Raw genomic sequence first — 16,565 nt, 5'->3', positions numbered from 1 at the left:
ATGTTAAAAACGATGCGTAAACATGGGATAACCCTGGCTCTGTTTGCCGCAGGCTCTACCGGCCTGACAGCGGCAATCGACCAGTTGACCAAAAATACCATCGCCGATCAGGCGGCTAAACAGCAGAACGCGCTGTTTGAGCAGGTGCTACCGGCGGATCACTATAATAACGATTTGCTGCAAAGCTGCTATCTGGTCAGCGCGCCGGCGCTGGGGAAAGGCACGCATAGAGTGTATATCGCACGTCAGGGTGAGCAGGCTGTCGCCGCTGTGATGGAAGCTACGGCACCGGATGGCTACTCCGGCGCCATTCAATTACTGGTCGGCGCCGATTTCAACGGCACCGTGCTGGGAAGTCGTGTCACAGAGCATCACGAAACGCCGGGTCTGGGCGATAAAATTGAGCGGCGAATTTCCGACTGGATAACTCATTTTGCCGGGAAAACCATCGCTGGCGAGAGCGACGCAACGTGGGCGGTGAAAAAGGATGGTGGCCAGTTCGATCAGTTTACCGGCGCGACCATTACGCCTCGCGCAGTAGTAAATGCGGTAAAACGTGCCGGGCTGTATGCTCAAACGTTACCGAATCAACTTTCTAACCTGCAGGCCTGTGGAGAGTAAACCATGAGCGAAGTCAAAGAGGTTATTGTCCAGGGGCTGTGGAAGAACAACTCTGCACTGGTACAGTTACTGGGGATGTGCCCGCTTCTGGCGGTGACGTCAACGGCGACCAACGCGCTGGGCCTTGGCCTGGCGACTACGCTGGTTCTGACGTTAACCAACTTTGCCATCTCCTGCCTGCGTCGCTGGACGCCTGCAGAGATTCGTATCCCTATTTATGTGATGATTATCGCGTCGGTAGTGAGCGCTGTGCAAATGCTGATCAACGCCTATGCTTTCGGCCTCTACCAGTCGCTGGGGATTTTTATCCCGCTGATCGTAACCAACTGTATCGTCGTGGGGCGTGCCGAAGCCTTCGCGGCCAAAAAAGGGCCAGCGTTATCGGCACTGGATGGGTTTACCATCGGCATGGGCGCAACCTGCACTATGTTTGTGCTGGGCTCCCTTCGCGAGTTATTAGGTAATGGTACGCTGTTCGACGGTGCAGACGGCCTGCTGGGTAACTGGGCGAAAGCGCTGCGAATTGAAGTGTTCCATACGGATACGCCCTTCCTGCTGGCAATGCTCCCGCCAGGTGCCTTTATTGGTCTCGGCATGCTGCTGGCGATTAAATATCTGATTGATGAACGGACGAAACAACGCAAGGCGAAAGCCGTGCCCGCCACGGACGTCGGCGTTGAAACTGCTGAGAAGGCCTGATGAACAAAGTAAAACGGCTGGAGATTTTAAGCCGCTTGCGGGACAACAACCCGCATCCGACCACCGAACTCAACTTTAACTCCCCTTTCGAGTTGCTGATCGCGGTTCTGCTGTCAGCACAGGCTACGGATGTGAGCGTTAATAAAGCCACAGCCAGGCTTTATCCTGTGGCGAATACGCCGCAGGCGATGCTGGAACTCGGCGTGGATGGCGTGAAGTCTTACATCAAGACTATCGGCTTGTTTAACAGCAAAGCTGAGAATGTGATAAAAACCTGCCGGATGCTGATTGATTTGCACAACGGAGAGGTTCCGGAAGATCGCGCGGCGCTGGAAGCGCTGCCTGGCGTGGGGCGCAAAACGGCAAATGTGGTGCTCAATACCGCCTTTGGCTGGCCAACTATCGCGGTTGATACCCATATCTTCCGCGTCTGTAATCGCACGCAATTTGCTCCGGGCAAGAACGTTGAGCAGGTTGAAGAAAAGCTTCTGAAGGTGGTGCCGGCGGAGTTTAAGGTCGACTGTCACCATTGGTTGATCCTTCATGGCCGCTACACCTGCATCGCCCGTAAACCGCGCTGCGGTTCCTGCATTATCGAAGATCTCTGTGAATACAAAGAGAAAGTCGACATTTAGTTGTGTAAGGCGGCGCGTTTCCTCACCGCGTCGCCGTTAAATTCCCGCCGCGTCGATGTTAATCATTAGAATCCAGAGCATTATTGGTGTGAATACCCTGCCCTAAACAGTTTTTCTGGTTAATTCTTTTTTTAACACCTGAATTTTCTATAGCTTTTGCGTTTTGTACACTCTGGTAACATTATGTTATCTCAATGTTATCCTTTGTTCATATAACGCCCATCAATTCAATGTGTCACCCTGATGACACGAGACGATCAACCAGTTATTTTTCAGAATCCAGGCTATATCACTACTTCCAAAGCAAATCAGTAGAAGATATGGTCACTACGCCGTATATCCCCGTGCCAGGCAGAGTAAAACGCTACCTATTGGCAATGCAGAAAATTTAAATCTGAATAACATTTATATATATGGTCATTTGTAGTACCTTACGTATTTGTAACAGGGTATTACAAAACCCTTGTGCGAAAGCACCGGATAGTGAACATTACTCCCCGTTTCCCCTCCAGAATAACTATAAAGGCGGATGTCGATACGAATTTCCGTCCAGTAACGCCCCGTTAAGATGGGATGTAAAAAAAGAGGTATATGTGTCTACTGCAAACAATAAACCAACTGAAAGCGTAAGTTTGAACGCTTTTAAACAACCGAAAGCGTTCTATTTGATCTTCTCGATCGAACTTTGGGAACGTTTTGGTTACTACGGCTTGCAAGGTATTATGGCTGTCTACCTGGTTAAACAACTGGGTATGTCCGAAGCCGATTCGATTACGTTGTTCTCCTCCTTCAGTGCCCTGGTCTACGGTTTAGTCGCTATCGGCGGCTGGCTGGGCGACAAAATTCTGGGGACGAAACGCGTTATTATGCTGGGCGCAATTGTGCTGGCGATTGGTTATGCGCTGGTCGCGTGGTCTGGTCATGACGCGGCTATCGTATATATGGGTATGGCGACCATTGCGGTTGGTAACGGTCTGTTCAAGGCTAACCCATCCTCCCTGCTCTCTACCTGCTACGAAAAAGATGATCCGCGTCTGGACGGTGCATTTACCATGTACTACATGTCCGTCAACATCGGTTCCTTCTTCTCTATGCTGGCAACCCCATGGCTGGCAGCGAAATTCGGCTGGAGCGTGGCGTTCGCACTGAGCGTTGTGGGCATGCTGATTACCGTCGTCAACTTCGCGTTCTGCCAGCGTTGGGTGAAACAGTACGGTTCTAAACCTGACTTTGAGCCAATCAACTACCGTAACCTGCTGCTGACTATTGTCGGCGTTGTTATTCTGGTCACTATCGCGACCTGGCTGCTGCACAACCAGGATATCGCGCGTATGGTGCTGGGCGTGGTTGCGCTGGGTATCGTAGTTATCTTTGGTAAAGAAGCGTTCGCGATGCAGGGTGCTGCTCGCCGTAAGATGATTGTGGCATTCATCCTGATGCTGGAAGCGATTGTGTTCTTCGTCCTTTACAGCCAGATGCCGACCTCTCTGAACTTCTTCGCTATCCGTAACGTTGAGCACTCTATCCTGGGTATTGCGTTCGAACCGGAACAGTACCAGGCGCTCAACCCGTTCTGGATCATCATCGGTAGCCCGATTCTGGCCGCTATCTATAACAAGATGGGCGACCGCCTGCCGATGCCGCACAAATTTGCTATCGGTATGGTGCTGTGCTCTGGTGCCTTCCTGGTGCTGCCGCTGGGTGCGAAATTCGCCACCGACGCGGGTATCGTTTCTGTGAACTGGCTGATCCTGAGCTACTGCCTGCAGAGTATCGGTGAACTGATGATCTCCGGTCTCGGCCTGGCGATGGTGGCGCAACTGGTTCCTCAGCGTCTGATGGGCTTCATTATGGGTAGCTGGTTCCTGACCACTGCCGGTGCGGCGCTGATTGCTGGCCGCGTCGCCAACCTGATGGCTGTTCCTGAAAACGTCACCGATCCGCTGATGTCTCTGGATGTTTACGGTAAAGTGTTCCTGCAGATTGGTGTTGCCACCGGTATCATCGCCCTGCTGATGCTGCTGACCGCATCGAAGCTGAATCGTATGACTCAGGACGACGACAAAACCGTTACTGCGCAGGAAACCGCTTCCGCGTAATGTCATCGGGAAACATTTGAATTTGAGCCGTTAACGCAAGTTAACGGCTTTTTTTTTATCCTCGCGGGCACTAACATAGCGAAATGCCCTTCGTCACCGCTGTGTGGCTCAAGATAAAAAAACCGATGACATCTGCCTGAAGGAGTTAGCTATGAAACTGTTCTATAAACCCGGTGCCTGTTCACTTGCATCGCATATTTCGCTGCGTGAAAGCGGTCTGGACTTCACACTCGTGGGCGTAGACCTGCAAAAGAAAGTGACCGAAACCGGGGAGGATTTCCTGCAAACCAACCCTAAAGGGCAGGTTCCCACACTCCAGTTGGACGACAACACTGTTCTTACAGAAGGCGTCGCTATTATGCAGTATATTGCCGACAGCGTTGCCGATCGTCAGTTGCTCGCGCCAGTCAGCAGCATCAGCCGCTATAAGACGCTGGAATGGCTTAATTTCATCGCCACCGAGTTACACAAGGGCTTTACCCCGCTATTTCGTCCTGATACTCCGGAAGATTACAAACCGACCGCGCGCGCGCTGCTGGATAAAAAAATGGCCTATATCGATAGCGAACTGGCCGATTGCGAATGGATTAGCGGTTCACGCTTTACCATTGCCGATGCGTATCTCTTTACCGTTTTGCGCTGGGCTTTTGCGGTGAAACTGGAGATGGACGGATATAAAAATATTGCGGCCTATATGACGCGTGTCGCGGCGCGTCCTGCCGTTGCAGCAGCCATGGCGGCGGAAGGTCTGAAATAACATAAACCCGGCCGGATAAGCGTAAGTGTCATCCGGCAAGATACTGCTTCAGACATAAAAAAGGGCGTGATTTCTCACGCCCTTTTTCATTCCTGTTGTACTGAATTATTTCCAGCACACCAGACAGTAGTTTTTCTTACCGCGACGCAGCAGCGTGTAGCGGCCATACAGGCGATCGCTTTCGCTGAAGGTATATTCCGGGTCAGACTGTTTCTCACCGTTGATGGTGACCGCGTTCGATGCGATAGTTTTACGCGCCTGACCGCGAGACGGTTGCAGCTCTGAATCCACCAGCGCCTGCATCAGGTCAGCACCTTTCTCCATCTCGACCATGGGTACACCGTCCTGTGCCAGCTGTTCGAAGTCTGCTTCGCTCAGCGCGCTCAGGGTGCCGTTAAACAGGCTCTCGGTGATACGTTTTGCTGCCACCAGACCTTCTTCGCCGTGAACCAGACGGGTAACCTGCTCAGCCAGAACGTACTGGGCGCGCGGGGCTTTACCGCTGTTTTTGTCTTCTTCTTCCAGCGCATTGATCTCTTCAATGTCCATGAAAGTGAAGAATTTCAGGAAACGATAAACGTCCGCATCGGCAGTGTTGATCCAGAACTGGTAGAATTTATACGGGCTGGTTTTCTTCGGATCGAGCCATACCGCGCCGCCTTCGGTTTTACCGAATTTGGTGCCGTCCGCTTTAGTGATCAGCGGAACCGTCAGGCCGAATACCTGATTCTGGTGCAGACGACGGGTCAAATCGATACCGGAGGTGATGTTGCCCCACTGGTCAGATCCGCCAATCTGTAATGAAACACCGTGCAGTTTGTTAAGGCAGGCAAAGTCATAGCCCTGCAACAGGTTATAGGAGAACTCGGTGAAGGAGATGCCCTGATCGTCACGGTTAAGGCGCTGCTTAACCGCTTCTTTGTTGATCATCTGATTAACGGAGAAGTGTTTGCCGATATCGCGCAGGAAGGTCAACACGTTCATGCTGCCAAACCAGTCGTAGTTGTTCGCGGCAATGGCTGAGTTGTCGCCACAATCGAAATCGAGGAACGGCGCAACCTGTTTGCGGATTTTATCCACCCACTCCTGAACCGTATCTTCAGTGTTCAGTTTACGCTCGGCAGCTTTGAAGCTCGGGTCGCCAATCAGACCGGTCGCGCCACCTACCAGTGCAACGGGCTTATGGCCCGCTTCCTGGAAGCGTTTCAGGCATAACAATGGAACAAGATGCCCCAAATGCAAGCTATCAGCGGTGGGATCGAAGCCGCAATAGAGCGCGATCGGGCCTTGCGCCAGTCGCTCTGCTAACGCTTCCTCGTCCGTCACCTGGGCCACGAGGCCCCGCTCTTGCAATTGTTTAATCAAGTTACTGCTTGCCATCAAATTCTCCATGTATAAACGACTGCACCTCTGTCGGTACACGACTTTTTCGCCTGACGCGAAAGGGATATAGAATAAAGCGCCAGCCCTTTCAGCACCAGCGCTTAACACAACAATTTTGCCCTTAAGGCGCGAGTCGGTCGATTTTCCAGTCGTTCGCGTCGCGCTGGTATAAAAAACGGTCGTGCAGACGGTGTTCACCGCCCTGCCAGAACTCCATCTGTTCGATCGAGACGCGATACCCGCCCCAGAAACTCGGCAGTGGCACGTCGCCCTGCTGGAACTTCTGTTTCAGTTCAAGGAATTTGCTTTCGAGGATGCCTCGCGCGGAAATACGGCTCGACTGTTTTGATACCCAGGCGCCAATTTGACTGTCGCGCGGACGGCTGTGGAAGTATTTAACCACTTCAAGCGTAGAGAGGCGTTCTGCTTTGCCGGTGACCATCACCTGACGTTCCAGCGTATGCCACGGGAACAACAGGCTGATACGCGGATTCTGTTCCAGATGATGCGCTTTGCGGCTGCCGAGGTTGGTGTAAAACACCATCCCTTTTTCATCATAGTGCTTGAGCAAAACGATACGCTGGTAAGGTTGTCCGTTTTCATCGACGGTCGCCACCACCATCGCAGTAGGATCGGCAAGCTTCGCCTCACAGGCCTGAGACAACCAGCGCTCAAACAGCGTCAGCGGTTCAGCGGGAAGATCGCGGCGGCGAAGACCGCCACGGGTATACTCTCGGCGCAGATGCGCAATTTGCTGCAATTCGTCGTTATCGGACATAGCGATTGTGATTGTCAGAAATGGGTAGCGTTATTGTGCGCCGCCCGGGTGAAAATCTCAACGCTTAGGGTTTTGTAACTGACAGTTATTCAGCACGATACGGTCACGTTTGTAGACGGTGGCGTCGTTGCCTTTCGACCAGAAGACGTAAATACCATCAGTGTAGCGCGCTCCGGATGCCGACAGCCCCTGCGGCAGATGCAACTGCTGGTTGTCATAAACGAAGCTGACTTCCTGGCGAGGATTATTCAGTTTAACGGTGAGAGGTTTTTCATCGCACTGGTACTCAAGCGTGTCGGTTTGCATCCGTTCCATAAACTGGTTATAGGTGCTGCAACCAGCCAGCATTAAAGGGATAACAGCGATAAGTAATTTTTTCATTGGCGTGCCTTACGACTTTCCTGGTCCACAGGAGGTACGAACCCTCCCTTTTTCCTGAGTTTATCGCGCGGCACGCCAGGATGATTTCAGCAAACTCTTATTTGCGGGGATTTGCCGGAAAAATAGCCCCCAGAACGCTTTCATGCGTAGCCCCCGTCACCGATGGCAGATTTCCCGGTAAACCCGCGAGGGTACGCCAGGCGAGCCACGCAAAGGCCAACGCCTCCATATCGTCCCCGCTTATACCATATGCATCCGTCGCGGCGACTTCCGTTCCCGGCAGCATACCGGCCAGGCGCGTCATGACCATCGGGTTGCGGCTACCCCCACCGCACACCAGCAGACGATCGCAGCCACCGCTCAGCAGCACCTGCTCGCTGATAGTCGTGGCCGTGAGTTCTGCAAGCGTCGCCTGCACATCCTGAGGACGTAGTCCAGGGAATTGCCCAAGCACGCGTTCTATCCAACCGTAGTTAAAGTATTCGCGTCCGGTACTTTTTGGCGCAGGCGCGGCAAAATAGGGATCGCAAAGCATCTCCTGCAGCAGCGGTAGGAGCACTTTGCCTTCGCTGGCCCATGCCGCATCTTTGTCATACGGTTTTTTCTGGTTGCGCCAGATCCAGGCATCCATCAGCATATTGCCCGGGCCGGTATCAAACCCCCGAACCGGCTGACCGGGAATCAGCAAAGAGAGATTGGCAATACCGCCAATATTCAGAATCATTCGTCGCTCAGTGGGATGCGCCAGCAACGCATGATGGAAAGCGGGCACCAGCGGTGCCCCTTGGCCGCCTAACGCCATATCGCGACGACGAAAATCGCCGACTACGGTGACACCCGTTTGCGCCGCGATGATATTGTTATCACCAATCTGCAGCGTATGTGGCGCAGTACCTGTCGGTTCATGCCAGACGGTTTGCCCATGGCACCCCACCGCCACAATATCCTCGGGCTGAAGTTTTTCCTGCGTCATCAGCGCCTGTACCGCATCAGCGAACAATCGTCCCAAACGCGTATCTAGCTGACCAAACTGTGAGAGCGTCAGCTGTTGTCCCTGACAAACGGCCAATACCGCCTCTTTCAGTTCGATGGGTATAGGGAACGAGAGGCTGGCCAGTTGCGCGACGCTGCTTTCATCAATAGCCGCCAGTACAACATCAACCCCGTCGAGACTGGTTCCGGACATCACGCCAATATAACGGCCTGATTTCATACGCCTTCCTTAGTTGCATAAGCAATGGAATTACACTCCACCATAAAGCAATGCCCAATGCTATGATGCAATAATAATTTTTAGTGATATTTTATACAGCAGACGCGCACATGGACAAAAAATGTGCGGTTTTCAGGGGGAGTGTTTAACGTTGGTTAAGTTATTCCACGTTATTATTTGCCTATAGTTGTGCAGAATATATAACCTGCGATGAGCAAATACCATATAATTACCTGATACGGATGCTCGCATGAGCGTTTCTTGGTGAACAGGAGATTCATAAATGATGTTACGTGTTTTGACCGCTTCTATGATCGGTTTATCGTTAGCAGGGTGCGTAAGCAGCAGCGGTCTGTCCGGCGATGTCTATTCAGCTTCCGAAGCCAAGCAGGTCCAGAATGTCACTTACGGTACTATCGTTAACACGCGTCCGGTACAAATTCAGGGCGGTGATGATAGCAACGTCATTGGCGCAATCGGTGGTGCGGTGCTGGGTGGTTTCCTCGGCAATACCATCGGCGGCGGTACGGGCCGATCTCTGGCAACCGCAGCAGGGGCTGTCGCGGGCGGCGTAGCCGGCCAGGGCGTCCAGGGTGCAATGAACAAAACCCAGGGTGTTGAGCTGGAAATTCGTAAAGATGACGGCAACACCATCATGGTTGTTCAGAAACAAGGTGACACCCGTTTCTCTGTTGGCCAGCGTGTCGTAATGGCAAGCAACGGCAGCCAGGTGACCGTTTCCCCGCGTTAATGATTTTCAGCGTGGCCCAATCGGGTCACGCTTTCTTGCATGACTCCGCTGACATTTCCTTACTGATCCCCGGAATCCTTTAGATATATTGATGGCGTGAATATAAATAAGCCATTCTTCAATGTTATTATTTGCGCAAAAACAATATTCCTTCGGATAAATTCATCTAAGATTAATCCCGCCGGGAGGGATGCCCTGGGAAGCTGTGAATACTTTCACTCCGAATAATATTGGAATGTTGTCTATGCTGATGAAATTGAAGTTTCCGTTACAGCGTTTTTTGGTTTACTTCACCATTTGTATAATGGGGATTGTAATCCTCAATCATTTTTCTGCGGCGATAATTCATCGTACCCCTACGATTGCGCCGTTACTTTTCCCTATTTTGACTATGTTTTTAATGGTTTTTCATGCCATGATCGCCGCCTTCATGGTCATGAAATACTCCTGCGATAAACATCGTCTTTACCTCACGCCTATCGCCTTTGCATTCGCTGGGTCGGCCCTCCTGATGCTGGGAACACTGGACAGCTTCCCCGACTGGTTCATGTGTACCGGGCTTACTCGGGTTAACTATAACGACACGTTGATATTTTATTTCTTCCGCAACATCATGATGGCATTTCTTTTTATTTTCGCCGTCATTTTGTATGCCTTAAAAAAACGTGAGATGCATACATTTAAGATCCATACGATTATTCTCGTAGGCATCCTCCTTTTTACGCTAAGCATGCTGATATTATCCTGGCTTTACTCCAGCCATTACGAATTGCTCAGCATCAATTTTGTCGATAATAATACTTATCAGTTTACGCAGTTATGGGGTAATTTGCTGGGATGGATATTAATAGTCCTGTGGATTATCGCTCTACTGACAATTCTGTTTGTTACTCAGCTCAACAATATTTTCTGGTATAGCGGCGCCTTCTTCTGCGCCTGCTATATCTTTACGCTGATTGTGCTGATGTCTTCCGGGCATAGTGCGGGTTACACCTGGTATGAAGCCCGTTTGTTCGAGACCATCTCAACCCTGTTTCTGATTCTGGTGTTGCTTTGCGATGTCTTCACGCTCTATCGCCAGTCCAACACCAGGTACATGCACTCCTATCAAAACTCTATTCGCGATCCGCTGACGCAACTCTTTAACCGCAGTTACTTCTATGACACGTTCACCGCATTGATGCCAAAAGTCGCCCCTGGCCACCCTATCTCGGTGATTGTCAGCGACCTGGATCACTTTAAACGCATCAATGACAAATATGGCCATTTGCAGGGTGACAAGGTGATTCAGTTTGTCTCAAAAGTACTGCAGGATTCCGTGCGACAAAATGATGTCGCCGCGCGCATCGGCGGAGAAGAGTTCGCCCTGCTACTGGTCGGTGCTTCTTCAGGCGTTGCCCAGGGCATCGCCGAGCGTATCCGTGTTGCTATTGCCAGCCAGGATGCTGAAAGCAGCCAGTCGCAATTGCCGGAACCTATCACCATCAGTATGGGCGTTTACACTGCCACTGATCTATCCGTTCACGTAGAAGAGTGCGTACGTCGGGCAGATGAAGCGATGTACCGGGCAAAAGAGGCTGGACGTAACCGCGTGGTCGTTTGGGAATAAGAGGTAAAAAATCCCTGCCTTGTGGCAGGGATTTTGTCGAACAACATCAATCTCTGGATTGCAGGTCGATAATGTTTTGTTCCAGCTTGTGGATGAGCGCAACCAGTTGGTCAGTCTCTTCCGGCGAAATCCCCGAAAGAATTTCGCCTCGCGTCTGACTGATCACCGCTTCCATCTCTTCAATCAATGGCTCGGCTTTTTCGGTCAGTTTTATTCGCTTAGCACGGCGATCGTTTGCGCACGTTTGGCGAGAGATAAGCCCTTTCTCTTCCAGTTGATCCAGTGTGCGTACCAACGACGGCTGCTCGATACCGATCGCTTTAGCCAGCTGGATCTGCGACTGCTCAGGGGGCAACTGATGAATATTATGCAGCGTGACCCAGTGTGTCTGCGTGAGTTCCAGAGGTTTGAGGCGATGGTCGATCAGAGCACGCCAAATGCGCACCAACCGTGCCAGATCAGAACCTAATGGCGATTCCAATTTCATCTCCTTATAATTAGCTTGCTAAGTTATTATACTGATTTTAGAATAGTGTGCAGTATTTAAATACTCAAAACAAATGTATTGCCGCCTACGCGCGATGCAGAGCAATGATTTACACTGTGTTAAAGTTGTCTGCATTTCGTTAGCGTTACGCTCACTATCGAGTCTTAACTCTTCAATTGCAAAGGATTTCTGCTTGTGAAGTCGATTCTTCAACTCCCGGGACTACCGCTGCAAGACCTCGTGGTGGGTGCCTCTATCTATTTTCCACCGCTATTTAAAGCCGTCCTGCTCGGCTTTCTTATCTGGCTGGTTGCACACCAGCAACTGCGTGACTGGATGTACGCGGGCGATATCTGGCATCCCTTGCTGATGGATCTCTCGCTGTTTGCACTCTCCGTTTGCGGCGCGTTGCTGATTTTAGTCCTGTGGTGAAGCTATCTAAATGAAAAAATTAAAATATTTCTCTACGCTTCTGGTTGCTGCTCTGGCGGCTATCGCGGTCTGGCTGTGCTGGAACTACTACATGCAATCGCCCTGGACACGTGACGGAAAAATTCGTTCAGAGCAGGTGAATATTACCCCGCAGGTTTCCGGTAGCATCCTTAAGCTGAATGTGAAGGATAACCAGTTTGTTAAAGCAGGCGACGTCCTGTTTGAGATTGACCCCACGCCGTGGCGCATCGCTGTAATGAACGCTGAAGCGCAACTGGCAAAAGCGCAGTCCGATCTGGTGAAAGCTAACCACGAGGCCACACGCCGACAGAACCTGCCGCATAACTATATTTCAGCAGAAGATCTCGATAGCGCAAATATGTCGGTCAAAGCCGCCAAAGCCACCGGGGATGCCGCTGCCGCAGAACTGGAACATGCCCGCTGGCAGTTGACGCAAACCATCGTTAAAGCACCCGTCGATGGCTGGGTTACAAACCTTTCTACTCGTGTCGGGAACTACGCTACACAGGGGCAACCTGTGTTTGCGTTGATTGACAGTCATTCATTCTATGTTGTCGGCTATTTTGAAGAGACCAAGCTGCGCCATATCTCGCCAGGCGATAGCGCCACAATTCAGCTCTACAGCAACGGCAAAACGTTACAGGGTCACGTTAACAGTATTGGCCGTGCGATTTACGACCAGAGTCTGGAGAGTGACAGCAGCCTGGTCGCCGATATCAAACCTAATATTCCGTGGGTTCGTCTGGCACAGCGCGTTCCGGTGCGCATCGAATTTGATAGCTTACCGGATGACGTAGTGCTGGTCGCCGGGACTACTTGCTCCGTGTCGATTGGCAGCAAAAAATGACCTTACCGAGTCTGAGCCTGGCGTCACTCCCCTGGTTTAAGGCAACCCCGACACAGTGGCGATACGCATTACGTAACGGCATCGCCATGTGTCTGGCGTTGAGCATCGCCTACTACCTGCAACTGGATGAACCATACTGGGCGATGACCTCTGCGGCGGTGGTGAGTTTCCCTACCGTCGGCGGCGTTATCAGCAAAAGTTTTGGCCGTATCGCCGGTAGTCTCTTTGGTGCCTGGGCTGCGGTGATTATTGCGGGTCATACCCTAACCGATCCGTGGCTGTTTTTAGTCTGTATGGCGGGCTGGATAAGCTTTTGCACCTGGGCGTGCGCGATGTTCACCAACAACGTGGCCTACGCCTTTCAACTGGCGGGCTATACCTGCGCGATTATCGCTTTTCCGGTGATTAACGTCGCCGATGCCACCGAACTGTGGACGATTGCTCAGGCGCGTGTTTGCGAGGTCATTGTCGGCATTTTATGTGGCGGGTTGATGATGATGATTCTGCCCAGTACGTCCGATGGGACCGCACTGCTAACCGCGCTTAAAAACATGCATGCGCGCCTGCTGGAACACGCCAGCCTGCTCTGGCAACCGGTGACTACCGATGCCATCCGCACCGCGCATGAAAGCGTGATCGGCCAAATTCTCACCATGAATCTGCTGCGTATTCAGGCTTTCTGGAGCCATTACCGCTTTCGCCAGCAAAATTCATTGCTGAATGCCCTTCTGCATCAACAATTACGGCTGACCAGCGTCATTTCCAGCCTGCGGCGCATGCTGCTCAACTGGCCCAATCCACCGGAAAATATTCGCCCGGTGATCGAACAACTTTTACAGGCGCTGGCACGGCCTGGTTGTGACGTCTACACCGTAGCGCGAATCATTGCGCCGCTGGCCCCGACCGATCCAGAGGATTACCGTCATCGCGCCTTCTGGGAACGATTACGTTATTTTTGCCGCGTCTACCTCGACAGCAGCCGCTGGCTTTTACGGCTGGAAAACGCCACCGCTATTTCGGAATTCCGTGTGCCTGCAGCCCCGGCACTCATGCGTCATACGGACCACGCGGAAGCTGCCTGGAACGGCGTGCGTACTTTCTGCGCTTTGCTGGCTGTCGGCGCCTGGGCCATCAGTACCCAGTGGGAGTCCGGTGCGGCGGCACTCACGTTGTCGGCTATCTGCTGCGTGCTCTATTCCGTCTCTCCTTCGCCGTTTAACTCCCTAACATTATTGATGCGCACCCTGGTGCTGCTCTCGCTCTTCAGCTTTGTGGTGAAATTTGGCCTGATGGTACAGATCACCGATCTGTGGCAATTTCTGCTTTTCCTGTTTCCGCTGCTGACCACGATGCAATTGTTCAAATTACAAATGCCCAAACGCGCGGGATTATGGGGGCAACTGATTGTTTTTATGGGCTCGTTTATTGCCGTGACCAATCCGCCGGTCTACGACTTTGCCGATTTTTTAAATGACAATCTGGCTAAAATGCTCGGCGTAGGACTGGCGTGGATGGCGTTTGCCGTACTGAAACCCGGCTCCGATGCGCGCAAAAGCCGCCGTCATATTCGTGCGTTACGGCGTCACTTTGTTGATCAACTCAGCCGACACCCAACCAACAGCGAGCACGATTTTGAGTCGTTGGTTTATCATCATATCAGTCAGTTAAGTAACAGTAAGGATGACCTGGCTCGGCGCTGGCTGCTGCGCTGGGGCGTAGTGTTGTTGAACTGTAGTCACGTCGTGTGGCAGTTACGTAGCTGGGAAGCGCGCTCTGACCCGCTTTCACAGGTACGCGATCTTTGTATTAGTCTGCTGCGGGATGTGATGAGCGAGCGCGGCGTACAGCAACGCCCGCTCACCACGTCATTACAGGAATTACAACGTATTTCCGAGGCGCTGTCCCATCATCACCAGCCCGCCGCCCGTGAACTGGCGTCGATTATCTGGCGACTGCACTGTTCACTTTCACAACTGGAACAGGCACCGGTAGCCGGAACGATTACCGAACGAACTACTTAATTACCCCACAGGCATAGCGCGCCCCGCCGCCGCCCAGCGGTTTGGGATGATCGGACATGTTATCGCCGCCAACGTGAATCATCAGCGCTTTGCCTTCAATGTCCGCCAATTTCTTCAGGCGTGGTGCATACACCGGGGTGGTGGCTTTGCCGTCTTTATCAACGATAAGCGCCGGTAAATCACCGAGATGACCTTTACCATCCGGCCCTTCATGTTTACCGGTGTTTTCAGGATCGAAATGCCCTCCTGCGGCTTCCGCGGCGCTGGCTTTTCCGTCTTTGATGGCTGGCTGACAACTGCCGTTGGCGTGGATATGAAAACCGTGTTCTCCAGGCGGTAACGCCTTGAGATCGGGCGCAAACTCAAGCCCTTTATCGGTTTCACTGATTTTGACGCTACCAATTGACTGGCCGACGCTCTGGGATGTGACAAGATTCATTTCGACATTGTCACCCGCTGCCTGCGCTCCAGCTGAAAAAGCCAGCGCCAGGATCGTCAGAGTAAATCGTTTCATGATGCCTCCGTTACTGTCGTGTCCCCGTTAAGTGTAAACCAGGGACACGATTTTCACCGGAAGCCGGGGAAATCACTCAGGGAACATCATAGCCTAACGCCGCTTTGCGGATGCGGAACCACTGTTGGCGCGTCATCTCGAGCGACAGGGATTCAATCGCTGATCGCACACGCTCTATTTTGCCGGATCCGATGATGGGCAACGGTTTCGAGGGCAGACGCAGCACCCATGCGTAAACCACCTGCTCAATACTGGCGGCGTTCAGCTCTGTGGCGACCTGCGCCAGTTCAGCACGTAGCGGCTGGAACTCGTCGTCGTTAAACAAGCGACCACCGCCCAGACAAGACCAGGCCATCGGACGAATGCGCAGTTGCTGGAGTTGATCCAGCGTACCATCCAGAATGGCTGGCTGATGAATCGGCGAGATTTCTACCTGGTTGGTCGCCAGAGTAAATGGCAGACGCGACTGCAACAACGCAAACTGTGCTGGCGTAAAGTTAGAGACGCCGAAGTGGCGCACTTTTCCGCTCTGATGCAGGTTCAGAAACGCTTCCGCTACTTCATCGGCGTCCATCAGTGGATCTGGACGATGAATCAGCAGCAGGTCAAGACGGTCGGTCGCCAGGTTAATCAGCGACTGCTCTGCGCTACTAATAATGTGCTTGCTGTCGGTAATATAGTGGCCCAGAACGTTTTCGGTTTTCGCCGTAGTGGCGATACCGCATTTGGTGACGATTTCCATACGATCGCGCAGATGCGGCGCAAGCTTAATTGCTTCGCCAAAGGCGGCTTCACACTGGTATCCGCCGTAGATATCGGCGTGGTCGACTGTCGTCACCCCGAGGTCGAGATGCTCTTCAATAAAACTGACGAGCTGACGGACGGACATGTTCCAGTCCATCAAACGCCAGTATCCCATGACGAAACGTGAAAATTCCGGGCCTTGCGGCGCCAGGGTAATACGCTGAACCATAGCAGCTTCCTCAATGAAAATTTGCTATGAGTATACGCAATTCTGCCCTTAAAACAGTGAGGGTTGCTGAGGTTCTTCGGCATCGACCGTCTTGTTTGCGCGTATTTTACGCAGCAAACGTTGTCGACAGAGGCGTAACACCTCCTGCTTTTGCCCATCGCTCATCTTTTGCCAGTTGAAGCGCTCATCGCGGCTGCGCATACATCCACGGCAATATCCACGCTCATCACTCTGACAAATTCCCCGGCACGGACTCTGCACCGGGAAAAATTCCAGTTGCTCCGCCACGTTGGCCTCCTGTTCTCGATATATCATCTCATTGAAGACGTTTACGCCCGGCTGTG

General features: G+C 52.2%; 18 protein-coding genes. 10 read left to right on the top strand and 8 right to left on the bottom strand.

The window, feature by feature from the left end:
• The 5 genes from rsxG (at nt 1) to gstA (ending at nt 4,811) form a co-directional block, all read left to right on the top strand.
• Complete coding sequence (gene rsxG, locus ACOXYR_RS09700) at nt 1-621, top strand: electron transport complex subunit RsxG (RefSeq protein ID WP_421356013.1); 621 nt, start codon at nt 1-3, stop codon at nt 619-621.
• A gap of 3 nt (nt 622-624) precedes the next feature.
• Entirely contained in the window at nt 625-1,320 is a 696-nt protein-coding gene (locus ACOXYR_RS09695; RefSeq protein ID WP_421355979.1) for an electron transport complex subunit E, read from the top strand.
• Entirely contained in the window at nt 1,320-1,955 is a 636-nt protein-coding gene (gene nth, locus ACOXYR_RS09690) for an endonuclease III (RefSeq protein ID WP_108474366.1), read from the top strand. The genes ACOXYR_RS09695 and nth overlap by 1 nt, the downstream gene beginning before the upstream one ends.
• A 593-nt stretch (nt 1,956-2,548) precedes the next feature.
• On the top strand, nt 2,549-4,054 hold the full coding sequence (dtpA, locus tag ACOXYR_RS09685; protein WP_108474367.1) for a dipeptide/tripeptide permease DtpA: 1,506 nt from the start codon (nt 2,549-2,551) through the stop codon (nt 4,052-4,054).
• A gap of 151 nt (nt 4,055-4,205) precedes the next feature.
• Complete coding sequence (gene gstA, locus ACOXYR_RS09680; RefSeq protein WP_421355978.1) at nt 4,206-4,811, top strand: glutathione transferase GstA; 606 nt, start codon at nt 4,206-4,208, stop codon at nt 4,809-4,811.
• A gap of 105 nt (nt 4,812-4,916) precedes the next feature.
• On the opposite strand, the gene tyrS is transcribed toward gstA, so the two are convergent.
• The 4 genes from tyrS to anmK all read right to left on the bottom strand — a co-directional run bounded on the left by tyrS (nt 4,917) and on the right by anmK (nt 8,566).
• A complete protein-coding gene (gene tyrS / locus ACOXYR_RS09675; protein WP_113856959.1) occupies nt 4,917-6,191 on the bottom strand; it encodes a tyrosine--tRNA ligase in 1,275 nt (424 codons plus the stop codon).
• A 124-nt stretch (nt 6,192-6,315) separates the two neighbouring features.
• On the bottom strand, nt 6,316-6,972 hold the full coding sequence (gene pdxH / locus ACOXYR_RS09670) for a pyridoxamine 5'-phosphate oxidase (protein ID WP_415727873.1): 657 nt from the start codon (nt 6,970-6,972) through the stop codon (nt 6,316-6,318).
• A gap of 57 nt (nt 6,973-7,029) precedes the next feature.
• Entirely contained in the window at nt 7,030-7,353 is a 324-nt protein-coding gene (gene mliC, locus ACOXYR_RS09665; RefSeq protein ID WP_015964270.1) for a C-type lysozyme inhibitor, read from the bottom strand.
• 97 nt (nt 7,354-7,450) lie between these two features.
• Nucleotides 7,451-8,566: an anhydro-N-acetylmuramic acid kinase gene (anmK, locus tag ACOXYR_RS09660; protein ID WP_108474371.1), complete on the bottom strand. Its 1,116-nt coding sequence runs from the start codon at nt 8,564-8,566 to the stop codon at nt 7,451-7,453.
• Between the two features lie 283 nt (nt 8,567-8,849).
• On the opposite strand from anmK, the gene slyB reads away from it, so the two are divergent.
• Together slyB and ACOXYR_RS09650 are read left to right on the top strand one after the other, a co-directional pair.
• Nucleotides 8,850-9,317: an outer membrane lipoprotein SlyB gene (gene slyB, locus ACOXYR_RS09655; protein WP_108474372.1), complete on the top strand. Its 468-nt coding sequence runs from the start codon at nt 8,850-8,852 to the stop codon at nt 9,315-9,317.
• A 244-nt stretch (nt 9,318-9,561) separates the two neighbouring features.
• Complete coding sequence (locus ACOXYR_RS09650) at nt 9,562-10,926, top strand: MASE4 domain-containing protein (RefSeq protein WP_415727870.1); 1,365 nt, start codon at nt 9,562-9,564, stop codon at nt 10,924-10,926.
• 46 nt (nt 10,927-10,972) lie between these two features.
• Here the strand turns inward: ACOXYR_RS09650 and slyA are convergent, their stop codons facing one another.
• Nucleotides 10,973-11,413, bottom strand: a complete 441-nt coding sequence (slyA, locus tag ACOXYR_RS09645; RefSeq protein ID WP_108474374.1) for a transcriptional regulator SlyA — start codon at nt 11,411-11,413, stop codon at nt 10,973-10,975.
• 195 nt (nt 11,414-11,608) lie between these two features.
• Between slyA and ACOXYR_RS09640 the strand changes: the two genes are divergently transcribed.
• Genes ACOXYR_RS09640 through ACOXYR_RS09630 form a run of 3 tightly spaced genes read left to right on the top strand, consistent with a single transcriptional unit; the run spans nt 11,609 to nt 14,734 of the window.
• Nucleotides 11,609-11,845 carry a DUF1656 domain-containing protein gene (locus tag ACOXYR_RS09640; protein ID WP_108474375.1) on the top strand — a complete coding sequence of 79 codons (237 nt, stop codon included), beginning with the start codon at nt 11,609-11,611 and terminating at the stop codon, nt 11,843-11,845.
• 10 nt (nt 11,846-11,855) lie between these two features.
• Nucleotides 11,856-12,713 (top strand): efflux RND transporter periplasmic adaptor subunit, encoded by an 858-nt coding sequence (locus tag ACOXYR_RS09635; protein ID WP_189623093.1) that lies wholly within the window; start codon nt 11,856-11,858, stop codon nt 12,711-12,713.
• Nucleotides 12,710-14,734, top strand: coding sequence for an FUSC family protein (locus tag ACOXYR_RS09630; protein WP_421355977.1), 2,025 nt, complete (start codon nt 12,710-12,712; stop codon nt 14,732-14,734). Before ACOXYR_RS09635 ends, ACOXYR_RS09630 begins: the two co-directional genes overlap by 4 nt.
• On the opposite strand, the gene sodC is transcribed toward ACOXYR_RS09630, so the two are convergent.
• The 3 genes from sodC to ACOXYR_RS09615 form a co-directional block, all read right to left on the bottom strand.
• Entirely contained in the window at nt 14,727-15,248 is a 522-nt protein-coding gene (gene sodC, locus ACOXYR_RS09625; RefSeq protein WP_108474378.1) for a superoxide dismutase [Cu-Zn] SodC, read from the bottom strand. The genes ACOXYR_RS09630 and sodC overlap by 8 nt on opposite strands.
• Nucleotides 15,249-15,324: 76 nt before the next feature.
• Nucleotides 15,325-16,221: an aldo/keto reductase gene (locus ACOXYR_RS09620; protein ID WP_421355976.1), complete on the bottom strand. Its 897-nt coding sequence runs from the start codon at nt 16,219-16,221 to the stop codon at nt 15,325-15,327.
• Nucleotides 16,222-16,269: 48 nt separating this feature from the next.
• On the bottom strand, nt 16,270-16,536 hold the full coding sequence (locus tag ACOXYR_RS09615) for a DUF1289 domain-containing protein (RefSeq protein WP_199538645.1): 267 nt from the start codon (nt 16,534-16,536) through the stop codon (nt 16,270-16,272).
• Nucleotides 16,537-16,565 lie beyond the last annotated feature (29 nt).

The organism is Pseudocitrobacter faecalis (assembly GCF_965231525.1).
GTDB lineage: Bacteria > Pseudomonadota > Gammaproteobacteria > Enterobacterales > Enterobacteriaceae > Pseudocitrobacter > Pseudocitrobacter faecalis.
Note: the sequence above shows the minus strand (reverse complement) of the source record. Positions and strands in the feature narration are given on the sequence as shown.

Coding starts and splice junctions, on each gene's coding strand:
- pdxH (WP_415727873.1), bottom strand. CDS start 6,972: ATGTCCGATAACGACGAATTGCAGCAAATTGCGCATCTGCGCCGAGAG.
- rsxG (WP_421356013.1), top strand. CDS start 1: ATGTTAAAAACGATGCGTAAACATGGGATAACCCTGGCTCTGTTTGCC.
- ACOXYR_RS09650 (WP_415727870.1), top strand. CDS start 9,562: ATGCTGATGAAATTGAAGTTTCCGTTACAGCGTTTTTTGGTTTACTTC.
- anmK (WP_108474371.1), bottom strand. CDS start 8,566: ATGAAATCAGGCCGTTATATTGGCGTGATGTCCGGAACCAGTCTCGAC.
- ACOXYR_RS09695 (WP_421355979.1), top strand. CDS start 625: ATGAGCGAAGTCAAAGAGGTTATTGTCCAGGGGCTGTGGAAGAACAAC.
- ACOXYR_RS09615 (WP_199538645.1), bottom strand. CDS start 16,536: ATGATATATCGAGAACAGGAGGCCAACGTGGCGGAGCAACTGGAATTT.
- slyA (WP_108474374.1), bottom strand. CDS start 11,413: ATGAAATTGGAATCGCCATTAGGTTCTGATCTGGCACGGTTGGTGCGC.
- tyrS (WP_113856959.1), bottom strand. CDS start 6,191: ATGGCAAGCAGTAACTTGATTAAACAATTGCAAGAGCGGGGCCTCGTG.
- ACOXYR_RS09630 (WP_421355977.1), top strand. CDS start 12,710: ATGACCTTACCGAGTCTGAGCCTGGCGTCACTCCCCTGGTTTAAGGCA.
- sodC (WP_108474378.1), bottom strand. CDS start 15,248: ATGAAACGATTTACTCTGACGATCCTGGCGCTGGCTTTTTCAGCTGGA.
- slyB (WP_108474372.1), top strand. CDS start 8,850: ATGATGTTACGTGTTTTGACCGCTTCTATGATCGGTTTATCGTTAGCA.
- nth (WP_108474366.1), top strand. CDS start 1,320: ATGAACAAAGTAAAACGGCTGGAGATTTTAAGCCGCTTGCGGGACAAC.
- gstA (WP_421355978.1), top strand. CDS start 4,206: ATGAAACTGTTCTATAAACCCGGTGCCTGTTCACTTGCATCGCATATT.
- ACOXYR_RS09620 (WP_421355976.1), bottom strand. CDS start 16,221: ATGGTTCAGCGTATTACCCTGGCGCCGCAAGGCCCGGAATTTTCACGT.
- mliC (WP_015964270.1), bottom strand. CDS start 7,353: ATGAAAAAATTACTTATCGCTGTTATCCCTTTAATGCTGGCTGGTTGC.
- ACOXYR_RS09635 (WP_189623093.1), top strand. CDS start 11,856: ATGAAAAAATTAAAATATTTCTCTACGCTTCTGGTTGCTGCTCTGGCG.